The organism is Paenibacillus sacheonensis, from assembly GCF_009909195.1.
Lineage (GTDB): Bacteria > Bacillota > Bacilli > Paenibacillales > Paenibacillaceae > Paenibacillus_Z > Paenibacillus_Z sacheonensis.
This window is the reverse complement of record NZ_JAAAMU010000001.1, coordinates 184,180-205,300: the sequence shown is the minus strand read 5'-3', so window position 1 is coordinate 205,300 and position 21,121 is coordinate 184,180. Positions and strand designations below refer to the sequence as shown.

Here is a 21,121-nt window from a genome sequence, read left to right as displayed (position 1 = left end):
GTTACGCTTTAAGGAAGCCCGGTTAAAATCGCCCGGAGGGAGGTATGGAGTCGGAAAAGCGTCAGCGTTCGCCTTTGTAGTCAGAAATCCACCTCTAATCTTTCATACAATGAAGATTTCCGACTACAACAGCGATTGGAGACCCATACCGACCGCAGGGCGATTTTTACTCTCCGGACCGAGCGTAGACCCATACCGACCGCAGGGCGATTTTTACCTACCGGGCCGACCGGATAACGCTAGCTTTTTACAGCGCCCAGCGTCATACCCTTTACAAAGTAGTTCTGCAAGAATGGATACACCACTAGGATCGGCACGGTTACGATGATCGTGATCGCCATCTTCACCGATTCCGGCGAGATCTGCGCCATGACCTCCGTCATGTTGCGGCCATGGAAGCTGTCGGCGTTGGTCGTCGTGCTCTGAATGACCTTCATGAGCTCGAATTGCAGCGTCGTCAGATAATCCTTCGAGCCGTTGTAGAGGTACGTGTCGAACCAGGAGTTCCATTGGCCGACGGCCAGGAAGAGCGCGATCGTGGCGAGCGCCGGCTTCGTCAGCGGCAGGATGACCCGCCAATAGATCGTGAAGTCGTTGGCGCCGTCCAGCTTGGCGGATTCCTGCAGCGCATACGGGATGCCGTCGATGAACGAACGGATGACGAACACGTTGAAGGCGCTCACAAGACCGGGAAGAACATAGACCGCGAACGTGCCCATCATGTGCAGGTCCTTGATCAGAATGTAGGTCGGAATCAACCCGCCGGACACGTACATCGTAAGCGCGAGAAACGTGGAGACGAAGCGCCGTCCCTGGAAGTCGACCCGGCTGAGCGTGAACGCCAGCATCGAAGCGCTGATCAGGCCGAGAATCGTGCCGACGACCGTGCGCAGGATCGAGATTTTCAGCCCGGTGATCAGGCCGGAGAAAGCGAAGATCGTTTCGTAATTCTTGAACGTGAACGCCCGCGGGAATATCGTGATGCCGCCTCGGACGCTGTCGGTCGAATCATTCAGCGATATCGCCAGCACGTTCAGAAACGGGTACAGCGTAATGATCGTGACGAGCGTAATGACGAAGTAAACGGTGAAGTCGAAGAAGCGGTCTGACCAGGGGGTGCCGCTCGAGAATAATCGTGCTTTCATCTGCCGCAGCCTCCCTAAATGATGCTTTCTTTCGTGATTTTTTTGAAAATGCCGTTCGCGGTGAACAGGAGAATGACGCTGACGACGGAGTTGAATATATTGATCGCCGTCCCGAACGAATACCGTCCCATGCCCAAGCCGTAATTCAGCGCGTACAGGTCAAGCGTCTGCGAGTAATCGCGCACGAGATTGTTGCCGAGCAGGAACTGCTTCTCGAAGCCGATGCTGATGAGATGGCCGATCGAGATGATGACGAGCACGATGATCGTGGAGCGAATGCCCGGCAGCGTGATATGCCACGCTTGCTGCGACCTGCTGGCGCCGTCGACGCGCGCCGCTTCGTACAGCTCGGGCCCGATGCCGGCGATGGCCGCCAAGTAGATGATCGTGTTCCAGCCGGTCTCTTTCCAAATGTCGGAAGCGGTGACGATGCTCCAGAACAGATTGCCTTTGGCCGCGAATTGAATGGGCTCATGGATGATATGAAGCCCGACCAGCAGATCGTTGACCGCCCCGTTGTCCGTCGAGAGCATCTTGGTGACGATGCCCGCCGCGACGACCCAGGACACGAAATGCGGCAGGTAGGAAATCGTTTGCACGAACCGCTTCAGGAAGCCGATCCGAACCTCGTTCAGCAGGATCGCGAACACGATCGGGATGATGAAGCCGGCAACCAGGCCCATGACGCTCATCGCTAGCGTGTTGCGCAGCGCTTGGAAGAACGAGTCGTCGTGAAACAGTTCCTTGAAGTACTTGAGCCCGACCCATTCCTGATCCAGGAACGAATCCTTCGGCTTGAATTTTTGGAACGCCATCGTCCAGCCCCAGAGGGGAAGGTAATTGAAGACGAACACCCACAGCACGAAGGGAAGCGACATCAAGTAAAGATATTTCTGTTGGAAGAACGTGCCCCAGAAACGGGATTTGCGTCGTGCCGCAAGCTGCGGCTTGATCGTTGTAACGGCTTTCATTTGGCGATACCTCCTTGCTGTATGGCTTTATGATACCGGATATAAAGCGCTTCCAATACCACTGCAATTGGGGGTAAAATCATGTGAAAATTGCATCCGACTTTCGGCCTACCCCTCACTTCTTCTTATAAGCGGACGGCGATTCGCCGACGTATTTGCGGAATTTGGCGTGAAAATAATCCGCGTTGGCGTAGCCGACCTTCTCCGCTACCTGATAAACCTTCAGCCCCTGCTCCAGAAATTCCTTGGCCTTCTCGATCCTCACCTTGTCGAGGTAGGTGTTGAAGTATTCGCCCGTCTCGCTCTTGAACAGCTTCCCGAGATACGCGCTGTTGTAATTGAATACCTCGGCGAGCGTCTCCAGCTTCAGATTCTCGTCGTAACTGCGCTGGATCAGATCGATCATCTTCTTGATCTGCTTGTCTCCGCTGCAGGCGGCGCTGCCGATCAGCAGGGCGGGCAGGATCGCGGTCAGCTCCCGCTCCAGCTCGTCGTAACGAATATGGTCATAGATGGCCAGCATGCAGCGGGACAGCCGGTCATGATCCAGCTTCCGTTCATCGCCGGACTGGGACAGCTTGCCCGCGACGGCCGTGACTAGGCCGGCAAAGGTGGATTTCACGGCTTCCTCCGTCTGGCCGCAATCGATCAACCGTCTGCCCGTGCTGCCGATCAGCTGCGCGACCGCTTCGGCGTTGCCGACATCGATGGCAAAATACAGCTTATCCGCCAATGCCGGAACATCGACTGTGCAATCCGCTGCCGACGGCGAGATGGCTGCCGGCAGGTGAAACGGTGCCGTGCCTGCCAGGACCAGCTGACCGCCCGTATAGAAGAACCGCCGCTCCAGCAGCCGGGCTGCTTCCAGATACGATTGGCGGATGTCGCCAAGCTGTGTCACTGTCGAGCCGCCAACGGCCGCAATATGCACGCCGGGCTCCGTAACGAGCGATGCCAGCTCATTGTATACGCGTCTGCGCACCTGTTCCTCCTGCAGCCGGTCTGGCAGCAGCAGAACGAGCGCGGCGTCCACAGCCAAGACGACGCCTCTCCCTGTCTCATCGTAGGCGGTAACGAAGCGGTCCCGAATCGCCTCGAATTGGCCCGGCTCCAAGGCGCGATCCTTCCCTTTCAGCTTGACGATCGCAATGCTGTAACTGTCCCAGCACAAGCCCGCCGCCTCCAAATCACTCGGACTCGGCGCGTCCCGCTGCGCCAAGTCGGCGGACACCAGAGCTTGCAGCAGCTTCTGCCGATTCCATTCCTGCATCGATCCGCTGGCCAGCTTAGCCTGCCGCTCGCGCTCCATGATGCCCGCGAGCTTGCTCAGATGCGCGGTGAGCTCGTCTTCGTCGACCGGCTTCAGCAGGTAGCCGTCAATATTCAGCCCGATGGCTTTCTTCGCATAGTCGAAATCCGCGTACCCGCTCAGGATGAGTACATGCACCTCATCATCCGTCTTCCGTACCGCTTCGATCAGTTCGAGACCGCTCATGCCCGGCATCCGAATGTCGACGATGAGCAGATCGGGACGATGGGTCGTGATTTTCCGCAAGGCATCCTTGCCGTTGGCGGCCGTGTCCATGACGGCATAGCCGAGTCCTTCCCAATCGATCAACGTCCTCAGACCCTCGCGGATAGTAGGCTCATCATCGGTAATCAGCACGTTAAACATAGCGATCCACTCCCATCGGTATCGTAAATTGAACATTCGTTCCTACGCCAGGACGGCTCCAAATGCGCAGGCCGTACTCCTGCCCGTACATCAGCTTCAGCCGCATATGCACGTTGCGGAGTCCGATATGATTGCCTTCGTTTTCCTCGACCTCGTCCAATGAACCGCAGAGCTCCTCCAGCTTCTCCTGCGAAATCCCCTCTCCGTTGTCGGACACCTCCACCTGGATGCGATCGTCTTCCACGACGGCAGAGATGCGCACGCATCCGCCGGCTTCCCGGTTCTCCAAACCATGAATGACGGCATTTTCCGCCAACGGCTGAATAATGAGCGGCAGGACCGGCACCTGCTCGGCGGAGGGATCGATATGCAGCTCGTACCTTAGCCGATCCTCGTAACGGAATTTCTGAATGTCCAGATAACAGCGCACCATATCGATTTCATTGCAGAGCTGAACGGTGCGGCTGCCGGCCTCGAGGTTCTTGCGCATCAGCTTGCCGAGCAGCTTGACGACGTTCGATATTTCGCGTTCGCCCTTCAGATGCGCTTTCATGCGGATCGATTCCAGCGCATTGAACAGAAAATGCGGATTGATTTGGCTGGCCATCATTTTGAATTTGATCTCGTTCTGCCTCGACTCCAGCTCGACCTTCTGCCGGTTGGAATCCTGCACCTCGACGATCAGCTCGTTGATGCTCGCCACCATGCTGTTGAACTGCCTGGACAGCTGCCCGATTTCGTCTTTGCCGTCGATCTCGAGCGCCACGTCCAAATTGCCCGTGCCGACCTTCGTAATGTACTTGCTCAGGCGCATCATTCGTTTGGAGAGCATCGCGGAGAAACCGTAGATCAGCATAATGGCGACCACCAGGCTGATGAGGATGACCGTCAATCCCAATCGGATGATGCGATTCGGCTCCTTCATGATGTCGTCGATGGAGAACACCGAAATAATGCGCAGGGCGTTCAGGCTGGACTCGGGCACGAGCGGCTCGATTTGGATTTGCGAGGAATTGCCGTCCACGTTCGCCTGGAAGCTGCCGCTCTTCGCCGCGATGACGTTAGGGTCGTAACTGATGCTGGCCAGCGTGCTTCCGACGCGCCCCGGCCGATTCGCCGCGACGATGCGATTGTTGCCGTCCACGATCATCGTCTCGAACTTCTCCTGGCTGAGAATCGAATCCAGCTTCTCGGAGCTGACGTTAATGACGAGCACGCCGCTCGTATGCTGGGTCAGAAAATCGATTTTGCGCACCAAACTCAAATAAAACCGATGATCGCGCTCGTCCTCCATGTAATACCAAGCGGCAAGGCCGCTGTTCGTGAGCGCCCTCTTGTACCAGTCGGCCTGCAAGACATCCGGCGTCGGCTGCAGAAATTCCCAGTTGTTCAGCAGCGTCTGATTGTTCACGTACAGCCGGATGTTGGAGATATCCTTGTACAAGCGAATGTAATCCTTGATATCCGGATATTCCTTGTACGCCTTGACAACCTCGTACACCGATTCGTAATGCCGGTTAGCCAGCGTCTCCAGCCTGCTGTCGTTGGACATGCGGTACGAAATATCGTACGACACGTTGATGACCTCGCCGGTTCGTTTCTTGACCCGTTCCATGTTGTTCGCCGTCTGCTCGAGCGCATTGTCCAGCGCCATGTCGCGAAGCTCGCTGGTGAGGAAGGCGCCCACGATCAGCACGGGCACGAACGTGACGAAGATAAAGGAAAACACCAGCTTCGTTCTCAGCTTGAGGTCATTGATGCCGCGTTTCATGAAGTAAATCATGCCGGATGTCCTCCCAAAATTTATGCAATTTATGTAAGCGTTTGCATTTTTGCAAAATAGAAACTGTCAATTTTGTCCTTGTTCATTGTAATCAAACCGTTCGTACAAAACTAGAGCACAATTTATTCCATTTTCATGTCATAATTAGTGATTTCGCGCTGGATGATGGGCGCATGGGACGACTCGGCTGCCGAATCTCGTTCATTTGTCAGCTAAGGTATGGGATTGGCCGTGAGTAACCGCAGCCTTATAAATCTAACGGTTGTACGAAGGCCTATTTGGCCCAAAATCGCCATTTTAAATCTGTAACGGCTGCCAAGAAGCTTAATGGGAGTTTTCCCCTTTGAAAACGGCTGCTAAACAGCTAATAACACTTGTCACAACCGTTAGCGTTTTTTACGTGGCAATTTTCGTGAATTAGCGACGCTGGCAACCGTTAGACTTCCTTTCGAACTCATGTCGTGTGCTGCAACATTGATCCACGGCATCTGCGCTTGAGGTGGTTTGTGAGAGGTGGTTTGTGGGACAGTTGGTTTATGGGACAGTTGTTTATGGGACAGTTGTTTATGGGACAGTTGGTTTATGGGACAGTTGTTTATGGGACAGTTGTTTATGGGACAGTTGGCTTTTGGGAAAGGGGTTTGTGGGGGAGATGGCTTCTGGGAAGTGTTTTGTGGAGAAATGTTTTGTGGAGAAGTGCACTCGTTTCTTTAAGAGCCTCCCCGCCTTTGCGCTTTTGCGCTGTTCTGCCAACAAAAAAAGCTCCCCTCGGGGAGCATCTTAATCGGGCGAGCTTCTCCGCTCGCACACGGAGAATGGAGAACGGACAGTCAGCTTCAGCCGCCTCTAACGGCGACCAGCAAAGAATCGGCGTACCTGCTCATCCCGGAGCCAAATGCCTCCCCAAACCAGCACGGCCAAATACACCGCGAACAAAATCGTGGAGAACAGCGGAGCATCCAAACGAACCTGCGTTGCGATCACGCCGCCGAAATAGCCGGTTAACAACACCGCGCCCAGGTTCGCCGTGCGAGGCCACGCGTAAAGCAGCGTCGATAGGAGCCCGAGGATGCCCATCACGTATATATGATGTTCTTGGAATCCCAGGTCGACGGTGGCATCCACGACAAAAGAAGGCTTGAATAATTTGGTCATGCTGTCGAACAGCATAAACAGGATCGCAATGCCGCTCATCGCTCTTGCCGTCCACAGTCTGCCTTTCGAAATCGTCTTCGTCATACAACCATCTCCCCCAAGTGAATGAATGATGTACCTGCGCTTCTACCACGCGAACGTCCCGCGCTACATTCGCTTGGCTACCCTTCATCATGACAACGAACAGCCAGTTGCAATATCGACATCGCAAAGCAATATTTTTATTTTTTTCCGCCTCTCTCCGAATGTTAGCCGTTGCGCAAAACAGAAAAGGCTCGGATGCTTGCTTCATCCGGGCCTCTTCTTCTCTTGCGTATGTCTAGCTAAAGCCTCACTGAAGCTTCACCATCCGGCTTCCGTCTAGCTTCAGCGTCTATTTGGACGAAGGAAGCATCGGCATTTGCAGCGCCGGCTGCTTGCCTACCTCGACTTCGTCGCTGAACTTCTGTACCTCTTCCTTCAGCCTCAGCATGCGGCGGTCCAGCATATTGATCATATCGGCCGTCGATTTGAGCTGTTCGCGGATGGACTCGGGCATATCGTCGTGGAACTGGTAGTAGATTTTGTGCTCGAGGCTCGCCCAGAAATCCATCGCGATCGTACGCAGCTGGATCTCAACCTTCACGTGCTCGGTCCGGTCCGATAAGAAAATCGGGATCTGGATGATCAGGTGCAAGCTTTGGTAGCCGTTCGGCTTCGGATGCTTGATGTAGTCCTTCAGCTCGATGACCTCGACGTCCCCTTGGCTGCGGATCATATCGTATACCCGGTACACGTCCGTCGTGAAGGAACAGATGACCCGCACGCCCGCGATGTCGCGAATATGCTCGGCGGCGTTCTCCTTCGAGACTTCAAGCCCTTTGCGCTGCAGCTTCTCCACGATGCCCTCGGGCGACTTGATTCGCGTTTTCACGTGCTCGATCGGGTTGTAGTTCTGAATGAATTGCAGTTCTTCGTTCAGTATCGTCAGCTTCGTGCTTACTTCGTCGAGCGCGAATTTATAGCTCATGAGCATTTTCGCCCATTCCATGACCATCTGCTTGTCCATCATCGATTCTTCACTCCTGCTGCATTCTACAATGCATGTTTATGTCCATCACAAAATCGGGGATAACAGCCGCACGCACGATTCCCTGAACCGTTCCAGCTTGGATCGGCGCTTGTACTGCTCGTACGTCAGCTCCGTGCAGTCCTGCATGTCGTCTTCGAATATACGTTTCAACCGCAAAGCCGTTTCCGTATCGTAAAGGATCGCATTGACCTCGAAATTCAATTTAAAGCTTCGGATATCCACGTTCGCCGTGCCCACGGAAGCGACGCAGCCGTCGACGACGAGCGCTTTGGCATGAAGGAAGCCTTTCTCGTACAAATAACATTTCATGCCTTCCTCGAGCAGTTCTCCCAAATACGAGAAGGTTGCCCAATAGACCATTTTATGATCCGGCTTGCTCGGCAGCATGATGCGGACGTCGATGCCCGACAGCACCGCCAGCTTGAGCGCGTTCAGCAGGCTCTCGTCCGGGATGAAATAAGGCGTTTGCAGGTAAATCGTCTTTTTCGCGGAATGGATCATTTTGATATAGGCATTCTTGATCTGCTCGAGCGTCTGGTCTGGCCCGCTGGAGACGATTTGGACGCCCGTGGAGCCCGTGCTTACGGCCGGCGGGAACAGGTCAAGCACGTCCCGGCTCATCGACTTGCTCGAAGCCAGGTTCCAGTCCAGCATGTAGTGGGCTTGCATTTGGAGCACGGCGTAGCCGGTAATGCGCAGGTGCGTGTCGCGCCAGTAGCCGAATCGTTTATTCAGGCCCATGTACTCGTCCCCGACGTTGAAGCCGCCGATGTATCCGATCTGACCGTCGATGATGACGAGCTTGCGGTGATTGCGGTAATTGACGCGAATGTTCAGATAAGGGATTTTGGAAGGGAAGAAATACGCCACCTCGCCTCCGGCCTGAACCAGCCGATGAAAGAACTCCCGCGACAGCAGCGAGCTGCCGATATCGTCGACGAGGAAGCGAACCTTGACGCCCTGAGCCGCTTTCTCGGTCAACGCATCGAGAAGCCGGTTGCCGATGCCGTCATTGTGGACGATGTAGTACATAAGATGGATATGGTGCGACGCGCGTCCGATATCCGCGAGCAGCGCCTCGAATTTATCGGGGCCGTTCGTGAAAATATCGACGTTGTTATTCTGCGTATACAGGGCGAAGCCGCTGGTCAGATTCATGTAAATCAGATCCGCGTAGTGTTCCGCCGCATCATCATTAAACACAATTCGATGGTCTCGAAACTCTCGCCGCTGCTGCTCGATGAGCGCCGTCATCGTTTCTTTCGTGCGCTTGTTCAGCTTGTACAGCTTCTTCTTGCTCAGGTTTTGCCCAAAAACCAAATACACGACGAAACCGACGGCCGGCAGAAACAAGAGCACCATCAGCCACGCCCACGTCACTCCGACATTGCGCCGCTCCATGAACATGACCGCGATTGCGAGAGGGATATTGATAATCGTGATGATCGTAACGAAGTTCGCTAGGAAAAAATCGGCCATGATGCTTGCTTCACCTCAGATAAGCGGATATACGGCGCGGTGCGGGCTCGCGCAATGGCCCGTCAGAGCCCGGAAAGGGTCTTGCCTGTTCCAGTATAACCCATACCGGCCATCCGAGGAAAATCTCCGCGCGTATCGATCCCGATCGAGGGGCTGAAGCAGCAACACGCGCAGTCCCACGCTTAGAGAAACTGCGCCTGGATCCTCGAAATCGCGCATGCGTTCAACATGCGATCCCTCCCTTTGCAATAGAATCACCGGTTCCTCCTCGAAAATAAAATAAGGCTGTCCCCTCGTCGTAACGAGAGAACAGCCTATGCTTCAGGACGAATTGACTTTGAAACCCGCCCCTACCCTACAAATACCGCATCAAATTACTGACCACATGCTCCAAATGCGCCTTCATCCGCTGGCTTGCAGCCGCCGCATCGCGCTCGGAGACGGCTTCGAAGATGGCGAGATGCTCGCTGTAGAGGCGCTCGGCAACCGAATGGTTCGCATAAATCTCCACCCGCCGGATATCGCGGATCACCGTCTCCAGCTGGCCGACGATCGATTCGAACAGCCGCAGCATGATGGAGTTATGGGTGGCCTTCGCCAGCGTCAAATGGAACAGCAGATCCGTACGTTCGCCTTCCAAATCATCGCCGATCGCGGCTTCCATCTCGCGCACCAAGCCCTGCAGCAGCGCGATGTCTTCGGGCGTCGCCTTCTCCGCGGCGATGGACGCGTTCGAGACCTCCAGCGCATGACGCGCTTCCAACAGCTCCAGCAGCGTCTCGCGGTTCATCCGAAGCGTCTCCAGCTCGGGAAGCTCGACCGGCGCCGAGACAGGCGCGCTGCTGATGACGGTGCAGCCGCCGCCTTGGCGAATCTCGATGTAGCCCATCGCCTTCAGGGCGCTCAGCGCTTCGCGCATCGTGGATCGGCCGACGCCGAACTGCTCCGACATGTCCTTGGTCGAAGGCAGCTTGTCGCCGACCTTCAGCTTGCCGTCCAGGATCAGACGCTTCAGCTGTTCGGCGATTTCTTCGTAATGGTTGCGCTTGGACAAACGTGTAACTTCCATGTGCTGAAGCTCCTTTCCTACCGGCCTTCGGCTGCCGAACCCGGTCGGCGCGCGCAAAGCCTGCTGGAGAATCGTACCATTCCCGTATCGGCAAAATCAACTCGCCGCCGCGAACCGGCTTGCCGCAGCGTATCGCCGCCCGGCCAGCTTGCCAACGCAGAATGCCCGGCGGATTTCCCCGTCCACTAGCCGACGATCAACGTATAAACGACGCCCGGGCCGTGAACGCCGATCGTCAGGTCGTTCTCGATATCCGCCGAACGGCTCGGGCCGGATATGAAGTGAATGCCCGCCGGGAGATTCTCTCTCCCCGCCTGGTCAAAGTTGACCAGAATCTGCCCCAGCCGCGTATGCAGCCGCTCGATCGGGATGATAACCATCAAGACCGTCGGCAGCAAGCTGACGGAGCGGCCCTTGTCCTTCGAGGACAGCACCGTGACGGAGCCGGTGTAAGCCGCCGCGTAATCCGCGACCACGATGCCGAAATCCGCTTCCGCCGCGCGCGCTTTCCAGTGCTCCTCCGCATCGCTGTTCCATACCGAGAACGAAGCGTCCGGTATCGCTTCTTCCAGTCCGAGCGCGTTCAGCTCCGGCTGGTTTTGGCGGATGACGTATTTCGCGCTCATCTCTTCCGCTTTGGACGCGATAAACGCGCGCGCGTCTTCCATCGTCGCGAGCCGCTCCGAATGGCCGCCGGCTGCTTTGAAATTCGCTCGGAATTTCTCGACGCGCTCGTCGATCGGCCATTCGAATTCATTCCAGAACTCCGGTGCGCCGCGGAACGGATGCGCCGGCGGTTCCGCCGAACGCGGACGCCGCAATTTGCCGGAAATGCCGTTTATGAAGCCGACTTGCTTGGCACGGGATTTCGCCTCCAGCTCGGCCAGCCATGCTTGGTGTTCGTCCGTCTTAGCCATGATGTCCGTGGCCTCCTTTGCCCGCTGCGCGGTCCTTCACGATCTGTTCCATCCGGTCCTTCATGGCCGGATCCATGTCCTGCAGGCCATGGCGGATTTCTTCCTCCATCGTCTTCCACTGCTGCCGGAACGACTCCTTCGGCAGGCTCGGGGTCACGCGGTACGTGTTCCAGCCCTTGAGCGGCCCGATCTTCAAGCGAATGCCGCCGTCGCGAACGACAAGCTTCTGGCCGAGCTGACCGATCTTGAGCACGGCTCCGTACCGCTTCGCGTTCGACATGACGGCCGCGAAGCCTTTCATGCCGAGCGCTTCCATCTTATCGCCGCGCCCGGCCTCCAGCTTGCGGCGGCGGAGATAGATGAGCATCTCGTGCAGCGGAATTTTGACCGGACAAGCTTCATAGCAAGCCCCGCACAGACTCGACGCGTTGGCGATATCGTCCCATTCCGCCACGTTCTTCTTCAGCGCCGGCGTCAACACCGCGCCGATCGGTCCGCTGTATGTGCCGCCGTAGGCATGGCCGCCGATATGGCGGTAGACCGGGCAGGCGTTCAAGCAGGCGCCGCAGCGAATGCAGTTCAGCAGTTCCTGGAATTCGGGATCGCCGAGCTGCAGCGAACGTCCGTTGTCCACGATAATGATATGCATCTCTTCCGGCCCATCCGCATCGACCTCGCGGCGCGGTCCCGTAATGCCGGACATGTATACCGTCAGCTTCTGTCCCGTCGCGGAACGCGGCAGCAGCGTCGCCATGACCTCCAGGTCGGACCAAGAAGGGATAATGCGCTCCATGCCCATCAGCGTAATTTGCGTCTTCGGCACCGTCGTGACCATCCGCGCGTTGCCTTCGTTCTCGAACAGCACCATCGAGCCCGTCTCCGCGATCGCGAAGTTGCAGCCCGTCATGCCGATGTCCGCTTCCAGAAACTTCTCCCGCAGCTTGCGGCGAACGAAGCCCGCCAAGACTTGCGTATCCGGAGCAAGCGTCTCGCCGGCGTCGGCCGACAACAGCTCCGCGATCTGATACCGGTTCTTGTGAATCGCCGGGATGATGATATGCGACGGCGTCTCGCCGGCCAATTGAATAATATATTCCCCAAGATCGGTTTCGATGGCCTCGACGCCGATTCCCTCGAGCGCATGGTTAAGATGCAGCTCCTCGGTAACCATCGACTTGGATTTCACGACCGTCTTCGCTTCCGCGCGTTTCGCGATGTCGAGCGAGATCTGCACGGCTTCCGCGGCCGTATCGGCAAAATGCACGTTCACGCCGTTTGCCCGCGCGTTGTCCGCGAACAGGTTCAGATAGTAATCCAGATGCGCGATCGTATGCAGACGGATCTGCCGCCCGCGTTCGCGCCACTCGTCCCAATTGCCGTGATCCTCCGCCGCGTTGATCTTCCCGTTGCGCAGACGTTCCGTCGTGAATTTGACCGCTTTCCGCAGAAAATCGTTGTTTAACGCCAGTCCCGCGCGTTCCTTGACGGTCGCTCCGCCCGCCTGCGTTCCCGTTACGCTCATGCGCCCTTCACTCCTTCATATAGAAGCTCCGCCAGATGCATGACGCGCACCGGCTTATCGCGATATCGCAAATTGCCGGCAATGTTCATCAGGCACGCCATATCGAGCCCGACCAATACCTCGGCTTCCGTCTCCAGCACATGCTCGCTCTTCTCGTTTACCATCGCGCCGGAGATATCGGACATTTTCACCGAAAACGTCCCCCCGAACCCGCAGCAGTCATTGGCAAATGGCAGCGGCACGAACTCGAGCCCCTTCACCTGCTCCATCAGCACGAGCGGTTCTTCCTTCACGCCGAGCAGCCGGCTGCCGTGGCAGGATGGATGATACGTGACTTTGTGCGGAAAATGCGCTCCCACGTCCGTTACGCCGAGCACCTGCACGAGGAACTGCGTGAATTCGTATGCCTTGGCCTGCAGCTTCAGCGCCTTCTCCAGCATGACGGGATCGTCCTCGAACAGCTTCGGATAATGATGAATCATGAACGTGCAGGACCCCGAAGGCGAAATGACGAAATCGGCGTCCTCGAAGGCAGCGATAATCGTGCTCGCCGTCTCGCGCGCCTCCTTCCAATAGCCGCTGTTAAAAGCCGGTTGTCCGCAGCAGGTCTGCACGGTCGGAAACTGCAGCGTAACGCCGTACTTCGCCAGCAGGCGCACCATGGCTTCCCCGACGCGGGGGTAAATCGCATCGCTCAAACACGTAATAAACAAGGATACTTTCACGATACCCGGCACCTCTCTCCAAATAGGTTGCTTGCCCGAGCGGCGAACAACGTTCGCGACCAGGGTCGGTTGCATACCCGAGCAGCGAACAACGTTCGCGACCAGGGTCGGTTGCATACCCGAGCAGCGAACAACGTTCGCGACCAGGGGTGATCTATGATATCATTTTATCAGGTTGTCAGACAGGTTGACAATAAGAAAATGCGGAGCCGATCGGATTTTTTTGCCGAGGACTGTCCGCATTTCCCTTTGACGCCGGTTTAGACCGTATGCACCTTAATTCCCCGCTCCGCTAACGCAGCAAGCGTCTCCTGCGGGGCGCGGCGGTCCGTGACGATCGTATGCACGTCGCCAAGCTCCGCCACATGGGTGAACGCCTGCACGCCGAATTTGCTGGAATCCGCCAGCAGCACGACATCGTCCGCCATGCCGATCATCTTCTGCTTGATGCGGGCCTGAAGCTCGTTGGATTCGCTGATGCCGCGGTCCAAATGCACGCCCTTGCAGGAGAAGAACACCTTATCCACGTGGTAGGCATCGAGCGAGCGTTCGGCGAGCGGTCCGACGAAGGACAGCGAGCGCTGAGCAAGCGTGCCGCCCGTGGAGATGACCTCGATGCGCTCCTTGCTGCTCAGCTCCGTCGCCACTTTGATGGAATTCGTCAGCACCGTCAGCGGAAGATCCGGCATGATGGACGCCATGTACCACGCGGTCGTGCTGGCATCCAGCAGGATGCGATCCTTCGGACGAATCAGCTTCACCGCTTCCCCGGCGATGCGGCGCTTCTCCTCCGCATGCGTGATCTCGCGCTCCGAGTAAGGAATTTCCGGCTGCAGAGGCGCATCCTTCACGCTCACCGCGCCGCCATGAGAACGGCGAAGCCGTCCGGCTTGCTCAAGCCGGTCCAAATCGCGGCGGATCGTTTCCTCCGTCACCTGGCATAGCTCGCTCAGCTCCGTCACCCGAATGCTGCCGCGTTCGTTCACCAGCCCAACTATTTTCTCATAGCGCTCTGCAACCAGCATCATTGATCTCTCCCGCATCCTGCTTATATTCGTTCTGCACCTTCGAACAGTTCCGCCGCCCGGCGATACGTCCGCGTCCATGACCGGGCATCGAATGGCCGGGCATGCGGCGCGCCGTCTGCCCGGCGGCGGAAGGTCGTGCTTCTATTGGTTGTTGCATCCGTACCAATGGATTGCGTACGTTCCAGCTGTATCGGGTACGATTTCAGTTATTTCGAAAGTCCCGTCAATGCGCGGAACCTGCCGTACGCGTCTTCCCATTGCGCCCCGTCCCGAGGCTCGTAGACCGTGACCGGGAACGACTCGCGAATGACCTTGCGCGCTTCCCATATATCCGAAAGCTCGCCCTGCGCGATCCATTGGACCGCCAGGTTGCCAAGCGCGCTGCCCTCGACGGGCCCGGCCCAGACCGGCTTGCCGATCGCGTTCGCGGACCATTGGCACAGCAGCGCGTTCTGAATGCCGCCGCCGACCATATGCAGGCCGCTGAAGCTCTTGCCCGACAGCCGCTCCGTTAATTCAAGCACATAACGGTATTTGAGCGCAAGGCTTTCGAGAATGCAGCGGACGAATTCCCCCGGCGACTGCGGCGCTTGCTGGCCGGTGCGCTCGCAATAGTTCGCGATGCGGGACGGCATGTCGCCGGCATGCAGGAACATCGGGTCGTCCGGATCGATAAGCGACCGGAATGCCGGCGCTTTCTCAGCCAGCGCCACCAGCTCGGGGAAGCTGTACGAGAGTCCCGCTTTCTCCCACGTTCTGTGGCTCTCATTCAGAATCCACAGGCCCATGATGTTCTTCAGCAGCCGGAATGTACCGCCCACGCCGCCTTCGTTCGTGAAGTTCAGCGTCTGCGCCAGCTCTCCCATGACCGGCTGATCCACTTCCGTGCCCATCAGCGACCAAGTGCCGCAGCTGAGGTAAGCAAAATCGCGCTCCAGCGCCGGTACAGCCGCGACCGCCGAACCCGTATCGTGCTCGGCGACGGCGAATACCGGTATCGCGTCGATGCCGAGCTCTTCCGTGAGCGAAGCCCGAAGCTGGCCGACCCGCGTACCCGGCTGCACGACATTGCCGAACAACGAAGGCGATATGCCGATGTCGGCAAGCAGTTCCGCGTCCCAGCCGCCCAGCACCGGATTGTAAAACTGCGTCGTCGTGGCGTTGGAGAACTCGTTATGCATCTCGCCCGTCAAGAAATACCGCAGCAGATCCGGAATCATCAGAAAATGCTTCGCCTGCTCCAGGAGCGGAGAATCCGCTTCCTTCAGGGCAGCCAGCTGATAGATCGTATTGAACGGCAGGAACTGGATGCCGCTCCGGCCGAAAATCCGGCTCGCCGTCAGACGTTCCATCGTCCGTTCCATGACGCCGTCGGTATGGCGGTCGCGGTAGTGGTACGGATTGCCGAGCAGCTCGCCGCCCCGCCCGACCAGACCGAAATCGACCGCCCAGGAATCGATCGCCAGGCTGGAGATCGTCTCGCCGGCATGCTTCGCTTTCAGCAGCCCCTGCTTGATGTCGTGATACAAGCGGAGAATATCCCAATGCATCCGGTCCCCCACTACGACGGGATCGTTGCCGAAGCGGTGTACTTCTTCCACCTCGATCGTACGGTTGTTCAAACGGCCAAGCAGCGCCCTGCCGCTGCTCGCCCCAAGGTCGTAAGCCAAAATGCTAGGCAAAAGGAACCCTCCCAAACGTTCATCGTCGCCAGCCAAGACCGCTTCGAACCCTTGCGGCGCGCAGGCTGCAGGATTCGAAGCGGATATCTTGCGGGAATTGCCGCGACGCGAATTGAACCGCGGCGGCAATTCCCGCATCCTATGAAATGTATTAGTTCTTCGCCGCAGCCGTTTCCGTGCCGCGCTTCAGCAGCACGTCCTGCTCGTACGCTTTCACGTCGGCCAGCCATGCCTCGCGAACCGGCACGCCTTGCTTCGCGCAGTAGTAGTCCCATACCGCGCCGAACGGATACGATTTGAATTCTTCCTGCAAAGCCAGGCGCGTCGTGAAGTCGAAGTCCAGCTCCGCTTTGCGCAGTTCTTCTACCGGATCCAGGAAGCCGCGAAGCAGCGCCTTGATCGTGTTGCGCGTGCCGATGACCCATGCCGCGACGCGGTTGATGCTGGCATCGAAGAAGTCGAGGCCGATATGCGTCTTGCCAAGCAGGTCGCCGCGGACGAGCTCGCGTCCGATATCGATCAGCTCGTCGTCGAGCGTGACGACATGATCGCTGTCCCAGCGCATCGGGCGGCTCACGTGGAGCAGAATGCCATCGGCGAACAGCGACAAGGCGGACAGTTTATTGGAGATGACCTCCGTCGGATGGAAATGGCCCGCATCCAGACAGATCAGCTTGTTATTGGCGATGCCGTAGCCCATGTAGAATTCGTGGGAACCGACCACGTAAGCCTCGGAACCGAGACCGAACAGCTTGCTCTCGACGGCATCGAGGTGGAACGCGGGATTCAGCTCTTCCGCGAACACTTCGTCGAGGGCATCCTTCAGACGTTGGCGCGGCGCCAAACGATCGACAGGCGAATCCTTGAAGCCGTCCGGAATCCACACGTTCGTGACGCAGGTTTGGCCGAGCTGCTCGCCGAAGTACGCGCTGATCTTGCGGGAAGCCTTGCAGTGGTCGATCCAGAATTGGCGAATCGCCGGATCCGGATGGCTGAGCGTGAGGCCGTCGGCCGATTTCTCGTGCGAGAAGCAGGTCGGGTTAAAGTCAAGGCCAAGACCCTGCTCTTTCGCCCACGTTACCCATTTCTCGAAATGCTTCGGCTCGATCGCGTCCAGCTCGACCTTCTCGTCGGTATCGACGTAGATCGCATGCAGGTTGACCTTGTGCTTGCCCGGAATAAGCGAGAACGCTTTCTCCAGATCGGAACGAAGCTCGGCAGGCGTGCTTGCGGCGCCCGGGTAGTTGCCCGTTACCGAAATGCCGCCTGTAAGCGCTTGATCTTTATTCAAGAAACCGCGGACGTCGTCGCCCTGCCAGCAGTGCATCGATATTTTGATTTCGGAGAGCTTCTCCAGCACGGCGTCGACGTCGATTCCATGCTGCGCGTACAGCGCCTTTGCCGCTTCGTAATTCGCAATAATGCTTTGGTCCATGATCATTGCTCCTTCGCTCTTATTTGATAGGGTAAGCTACGACGGACATCAGCGCGTTCGCCGCCTGCGTGGCGTCGAGACGGCTGTACTGCACGATGATCGGAATATCGCTCAGCACCTCGATGGCGTAAGGAACGCCCACCGGAATGGACGCCCCGTTCGCCGAGAGGGACGAGGTACGGATATGATACGTTCTTCTGCCGGCCACGGCAACCGAAATGTTCTCCAGCGGTTCGCGGTCTTCGAAGAAAATGGTGATTTGCAGCTGCGCCTCTTCCGAGGAACAGTTCAGCACGCAGATGGATTCATGGCTCACGTAATCGCCCGGCGCGCTCTTGGGGGGAATAAATCCGTCCGGGATGATCCAATGCTTCTCGCCTCTTGCTTGATGCATGCTCCGCACCGTCCTCTCTTATCGTGTAAAGGCAGCGGGCACGCCGCCGTCGATCGTCAGCATGCAGCCCGTCGTCTTGTCCGCTTTCGACGAAGCGAAGAAGGCGATGCCTTCCGCGATGTCGCGCGGATAGATGTTCACGAGCAGCGTCGTGCGCTTGCGGTAGTACTCTTCCAGTTGGTCCGGCTCGATGCCGTAAGCGGCCGCGCGCTCGTTGCGCCAGCTGCCGTTCCAGATCGCGGAGCCTTGAAGAATCGCGTCAGGCAGAATCGTGTTGACGCGAATGCCGAATTCGCCGCCTTCCGCCGCGATGCAGCGCGCCAGATGCGCTTCCAGCGCTTTCGCCGCGCTGTAGGCCGATGCGCTCTTGCCGGCATAGACCGAATTCTTGGAGCCGATGAATACCATGTTGCCGCCGACGCCTTGCTCTTTCAGCAGCTTGAACGCTTCGCGGGCAACGAGGAAGTAACCGGTGCCGAGAACGCTGATGTTCAAATTCCATTCCTTCAAGGACGTTTGATCGAACGGACTCGACGTTGCAAGACCCGCGTTGTTCACGACGATATCCAGACCGCCGTAAGCGAGCGACGTTGCGCCGATGGCAGCCATAACCGCTTCTTCGCTCGTTACGTCCATCTTCACCGCGGTCGCGCGGCCTTCGCCGAACTTCTCGTTGATCTCGCCGGCCACGCGCTCCGCGCCTTCCAGGTTTAGGTCGGCAAGCACGACATGAGCGCCTTCGGATACGAGACGACGGGCAGTTTCGCTGCCGATGCCGCCGGCGCCGCCCGTAATGAACGCGACTTTGCGGGAGAATTCCGCTTCCGCCGGCGCGAGCGACAGTTTGTACAGCTCGAGCGGCCAGTATTCGACGTTGAAGGATTCGTTCTCGCTCAGCGATACGAAGCTGCCGAGCGCCGTCGCGCCGCGCATGACCGCGATCGCGCGGTGATAGAGCGCTCCGCTGACCTTGGAGTTCGACCAGCTCTTGCCCGTGTTGATCATGCCGACGCCCGGGATCAGAATGACGCGCGGCGCCGCTTCGAACATGACGTCGCCTTCGTTCTTGTTGCGCTCGAAGTAAGCTTCGTATTGTTTCTTGTAAGCCGCGATGCTTTCCGCCAAAATGGCTTTCAGGCCTTCGATGTCATCCGCATTCGGCGTCCAGTCGACGAAGAGCGGAACGACCTTCGTATGCACGAGGTGATCCGGGCAAGCGGCGCCGACTTGGGACAGCGCCGGGGAATCCGAGCCGCCGACGAAAGTCAGCACGTCCGCTTCGTCGTCGAACGTAAGGATCATTTTCTTCACGTCGCTGACAGCTCCGCGAATAGTCGGCATGACCTGGGAAGCGATGCTTCTGCGAACGCCGGCTTCCAATGACGCATGCTTCACGCCGCCGAACAGCTTCGCTTCGTTCACGCGCGCTTCGATGAAGGCTTCGGCTTCGCTGATGATTTTGATCGTTTGCGCGTAAGCTTCCTCGCTTGTCTCGCCCCACGTGACGAGACCGTGCTTCTCCATCAGGACGAGCTCGGCGTTCGGGTTATCGAGTACGCCTTGGGCGATCATCTTGGACAGCGTGAAGCCGGGACGTACATAAGGCACCCATACGAAGCGGTTGCCGAAAATTTCTTTGGCCAGCTGCTTGCCGTTGTCGGCGCAGCACAGGCTGATAATGGAATCGGGATGCGTATGATCGACATGCTTGAACGGCAGGAACGCGTGCAGCAGCGTCTCGATCGAAGCGCGCGGGTGCTTGCCGTCGATCATGCAGTTCGCGAGGTAGGCGACCATATCTTCGTCGGACATCTCGTCGCGCTCGAACAGCGGACGGATATCTTCCATGCGCAGCCCCGTGAAATTGCCGGCTTTCATCGACGCCAGGTCGGAACCGCTTCCTTTGACGTACATGACTTCGATTTCGCGGCCGCGGAAATCCGTGACCGTCGTTTTGCTGGACGTGTTGCCTCCGCCCCAGTTGCAGACGCGGCGGTCGGCGCCGATGATGTTGGAACGGTAGACGAGCTGCTCAAGTCCTCCTTGAAGCTCCGATGCTTTCGCGTGATCCCATAAGCTCTGTACCATTGCTTTACCTCCGATGAATGAATGATTAGCGTGCATGATTGCGTTCGTTTGCATTCAGTTTAGCATGTTTGTTTATGTTTGAATATACAATTTCAAACAAAAACAAAAATATATTGTTTATTTCGGAACGAAACAAAGACCCGATTCCGAATAAATCGGAACCGGGTCTTCAGCGGTCTTAAAATCCGTCCATGAGGAAGGCTGCCACCCGTTAATCCCTGCGATACAAGCCGATGAAGCTGACGACGACGCCGAGCAGGATGCAGATAAAGGCCGCACTCGGAAAATGATATTTAAAATCCACGATCAGGTTCAGAATCGCGCCCAGCACGATCAGCTGGCCGCCCATGAACATCAACTTCTTGCCCGACAGTCGATGCCTGAATACCGTAAACGCCGCGATCAAGCCGACGACGACCGCAAGGCCGATGAGCAAGCTGATCCACAAGAACCCGTTCTCCGTTAATTGGAAAAACTTCGAATACCACGGAAGCTTATTCATGCAATGTACCTCCCTTTTTACCGTGAGATGAATGCTGCTTGCCCTATCGTGCACGCAAACCAATCCGTGTGATGAATGCTGCGTTCCCTGCCGTTCACGCAAACCAATCATCCGAGATGAATGCTGCGTTCCCTGCCGTTCACGCAAACCAATCATCCGTACCTGATTAATATCCCACATATTGGTTAATGAAGTATAGGAATACTTACAAATCGTTTACAACGTCGCCTCGACCTTGGACGGCTCTAATATGAAAAGGGAGTGAGAACTTGAAACGAAGAAGCTGGGGAGTAACCTACACGGCATTGCTGTGCAGACTGATCTTGGACGAGAACAAGTGGGAGTCGCAGGAGCGTTACGCGAACCATGATCCCATGGAGGACAGGCTGGGGAGGACCGCTTCTCGGACAGGCTCCTCCCGCAAAGCGGGCGCACGGTAGTGGGCTTGCTCGGAACGACGAAACGCATCCTGCAGCACC

Annotated in this window: 18 protein-coding genes; 1 reads left to right on the top strand and 17 read right to left on the bottom strand. The window is 57.3% G+C overall.

Annotated features, from left to right (window positions below; all coding sequences use genetic code 11):
* Positions 1 to 239: 239 nt before the first annotated feature.
* The 17 genes from GT003_RS00735 to GT003_RS00655 all read right to left on the bottom strand — a co-directional run bounded on the left by GT003_RS00735 (position 240) and on the right by GT003_RS00655 (position 20,642).
* Positions 240 to 1,145: a carbohydrate ABC transporter permease gene (locus GT003_RS00735; protein WP_161693394.1), complete on the bottom strand. Its 906-nt coding sequence runs from the start codon at positions 1,143 to 1,145 to the stop codon at positions 240 to 242.
* A 14-nt stretch (positions 1,146 to 1,159) separates the two neighbouring features.
* The gene (locus GT003_RS00730) at positions 1,160 to 2,116 is read right to left on the bottom strand and encodes an ABC transporter permease (RefSeq protein WP_161693392.1); all 957 of its coding nucleotides are present in this window, start codon (positions 2,114 to 2,116) and stop codon (positions 1,160 to 1,162) included.
* Between the two features lie 115 nt (positions 2,117 to 2,231).
* On the bottom strand, positions 2,232 to 3,791 hold the full coding sequence (locus tag GT003_RS00725; protein ID WP_161693390.1) for a response regulator transcription factor: 1,560 nt from the start codon (positions 3,789 to 3,791) through the stop codon (positions 2,232 to 2,234).
* Positions 3,784 to 5,574, bottom strand: coding sequence for a sensor histidine kinase (locus tag GT003_RS00720; RefSeq protein ID WP_161693388.1), 1,791 nt, complete (start codon positions 5,572 to 5,574; stop codon positions 3,784 to 3,786). The genes GT003_RS00725 and GT003_RS00720 overlap by 8 nt, the downstream gene beginning before the upstream one ends.
* Before the next feature lie 846 nt (positions 5,575 to 6,420).
* Positions 6,421 to 6,813, bottom strand: coding sequence for a DoxX family protein (locus tag GT003_RS00715; protein WP_161693386.1), 393 nt, complete (start codon positions 6,811 to 6,813; stop codon positions 6,421 to 6,423).
* 289 nt (positions 6,814 to 7,102) lie between these two features.
* A complete protein-coding gene (locus GT003_RS00710; protein WP_161693384.1) occupies positions 7,103 to 7,780 on the bottom strand; it encodes a GTP pyrophosphokinase in 678 nt (225 codons plus the stop codon).
* A 45-nt stretch (positions 7,781 to 7,825) separates the two neighbouring features.
* Positions 7,826 to 9,280 (bottom strand): cardiolipin synthase, encoded by a 1,455-nt coding sequence (gene cls, locus GT003_RS00705; protein ID WP_161693382.1) that lies wholly within the window; start codon positions 9,278 to 9,280, stop codon positions 7,826 to 7,828.
* A 355-nt stretch (positions 9,281 to 9,635) separates the two neighbouring features.
* Positions 9,636 to 10,349, bottom strand: coding sequence for a FadR/GntR family transcriptional regulator (locus GT003_RS00700; protein ID WP_161693380.1), 714 nt, complete (start codon positions 10,347 to 10,349; stop codon positions 9,636 to 9,638).
* A 185-nt stretch (positions 10,350 to 10,534) separates the two neighbouring features.
* Entirely contained in the window at positions 10,535 to 11,266 is a 732-nt protein-coding gene (locus GT003_RS00695; protein WP_161693378.1) for a LutC/YkgG family protein, read from the bottom strand.
* Positions 11,259 to 12,788: a LutB/LldF family L-lactate oxidation iron-sulfur protein gene (locus GT003_RS00690; RefSeq protein WP_161693365.1), complete on the bottom strand. Its 1,530-nt coding sequence runs from the start codon at positions 12,786 to 12,788 to the stop codon at positions 11,259 to 11,261. The genes GT003_RS00695 and GT003_RS00690 overlap by 8 nt, the downstream gene beginning before the upstream one ends.
* Complete coding sequence (locus GT003_RS00685) at positions 12,785 to 13,513, bottom strand: heterodisulfide reductase-related iron-sulfur binding cluster (RefSeq protein ID WP_161693364.1); 729 nt, start codon at positions 13,511 to 13,513, stop codon at positions 12,785 to 12,787. The genes GT003_RS00690 and GT003_RS00685 overlap by 4 nt, the downstream gene beginning before the upstream one ends.
* Positions 13,514 to 13,773: 260 nt before the next feature.
* Positions 13,774 to 14,538, bottom strand: coding sequence for a DeoR/GlpR family DNA-binding transcription regulator (locus GT003_RS00680; protein ID WP_161694247.1), 765 nt, complete (start codon positions 14,536 to 14,538; stop codon positions 13,774 to 13,776).
* Between the two features lie 209 nt (positions 14,539 to 14,747).
* On the bottom strand, positions 14,748 to 16,223 hold the full coding sequence (locus tag GT003_RS00675) for a rhamnulokinase (RefSeq protein WP_239565663.1): 1,476 nt from the start codon (positions 16,221 to 16,223) through the stop codon (positions 14,748 to 14,750).
* 151 nt (positions 16,224 to 16,374) lie between these two features.
* Positions 16,375 to 17,658, bottom strand: coding sequence for an L-rhamnose isomerase (gene rhaA, locus GT003_RS00670; protein ID WP_161693360.1), 1,284 nt, complete (start codon positions 17,656 to 17,658; stop codon positions 16,375 to 16,377).
* 19 nt (positions 17,659 to 17,677) lie between these two features.
* Positions 17,678 to 18,052: a sensory rhodopsin transducer gene (locus GT003_RS00665; RefSeq protein WP_161693358.1), complete on the bottom strand. Its 375-nt coding sequence runs from the start codon at positions 18,050 to 18,052 to the stop codon at positions 17,678 to 17,680.
* A gap of 18 nt (positions 18,053 to 18,070) precedes the next feature.
* A complete protein-coding gene (locus tag GT003_RS00660; protein WP_161693356.1) occupies positions 18,071 to 20,140 on the bottom strand; it encodes a bifunctional aldolase/short-chain dehydrogenase in 2,070 nt (689 codons plus the stop codon).
* Between the two features lie 211 nt (positions 20,141 to 20,351).
* The gene (locus tag GT003_RS00655; protein ID WP_161693354.1) at positions 20,352 to 20,642 is read right to left on the bottom strand and encodes a hypothetical protein; all 291 of its coding nucleotides are present in this window, start codon (positions 20,640 to 20,642) and stop codon (positions 20,352 to 20,354) included.
* A gap of 269 nt (positions 20,643 to 20,911) precedes the next feature.
* Here GT003_RS00655 and GT003_RS00650 point away from each other — a divergent pair, with 269 nt between their 5' ends.
* Entirely contained in the window at positions 20,912 to 21,082 is a 171-nt protein-coding gene (locus GT003_RS00650) for a hypothetical protein (RefSeq protein WP_161693352.1), read from the top strand.
* Positions 21,083 to 21,121 lie beyond the last annotated feature (39 nt).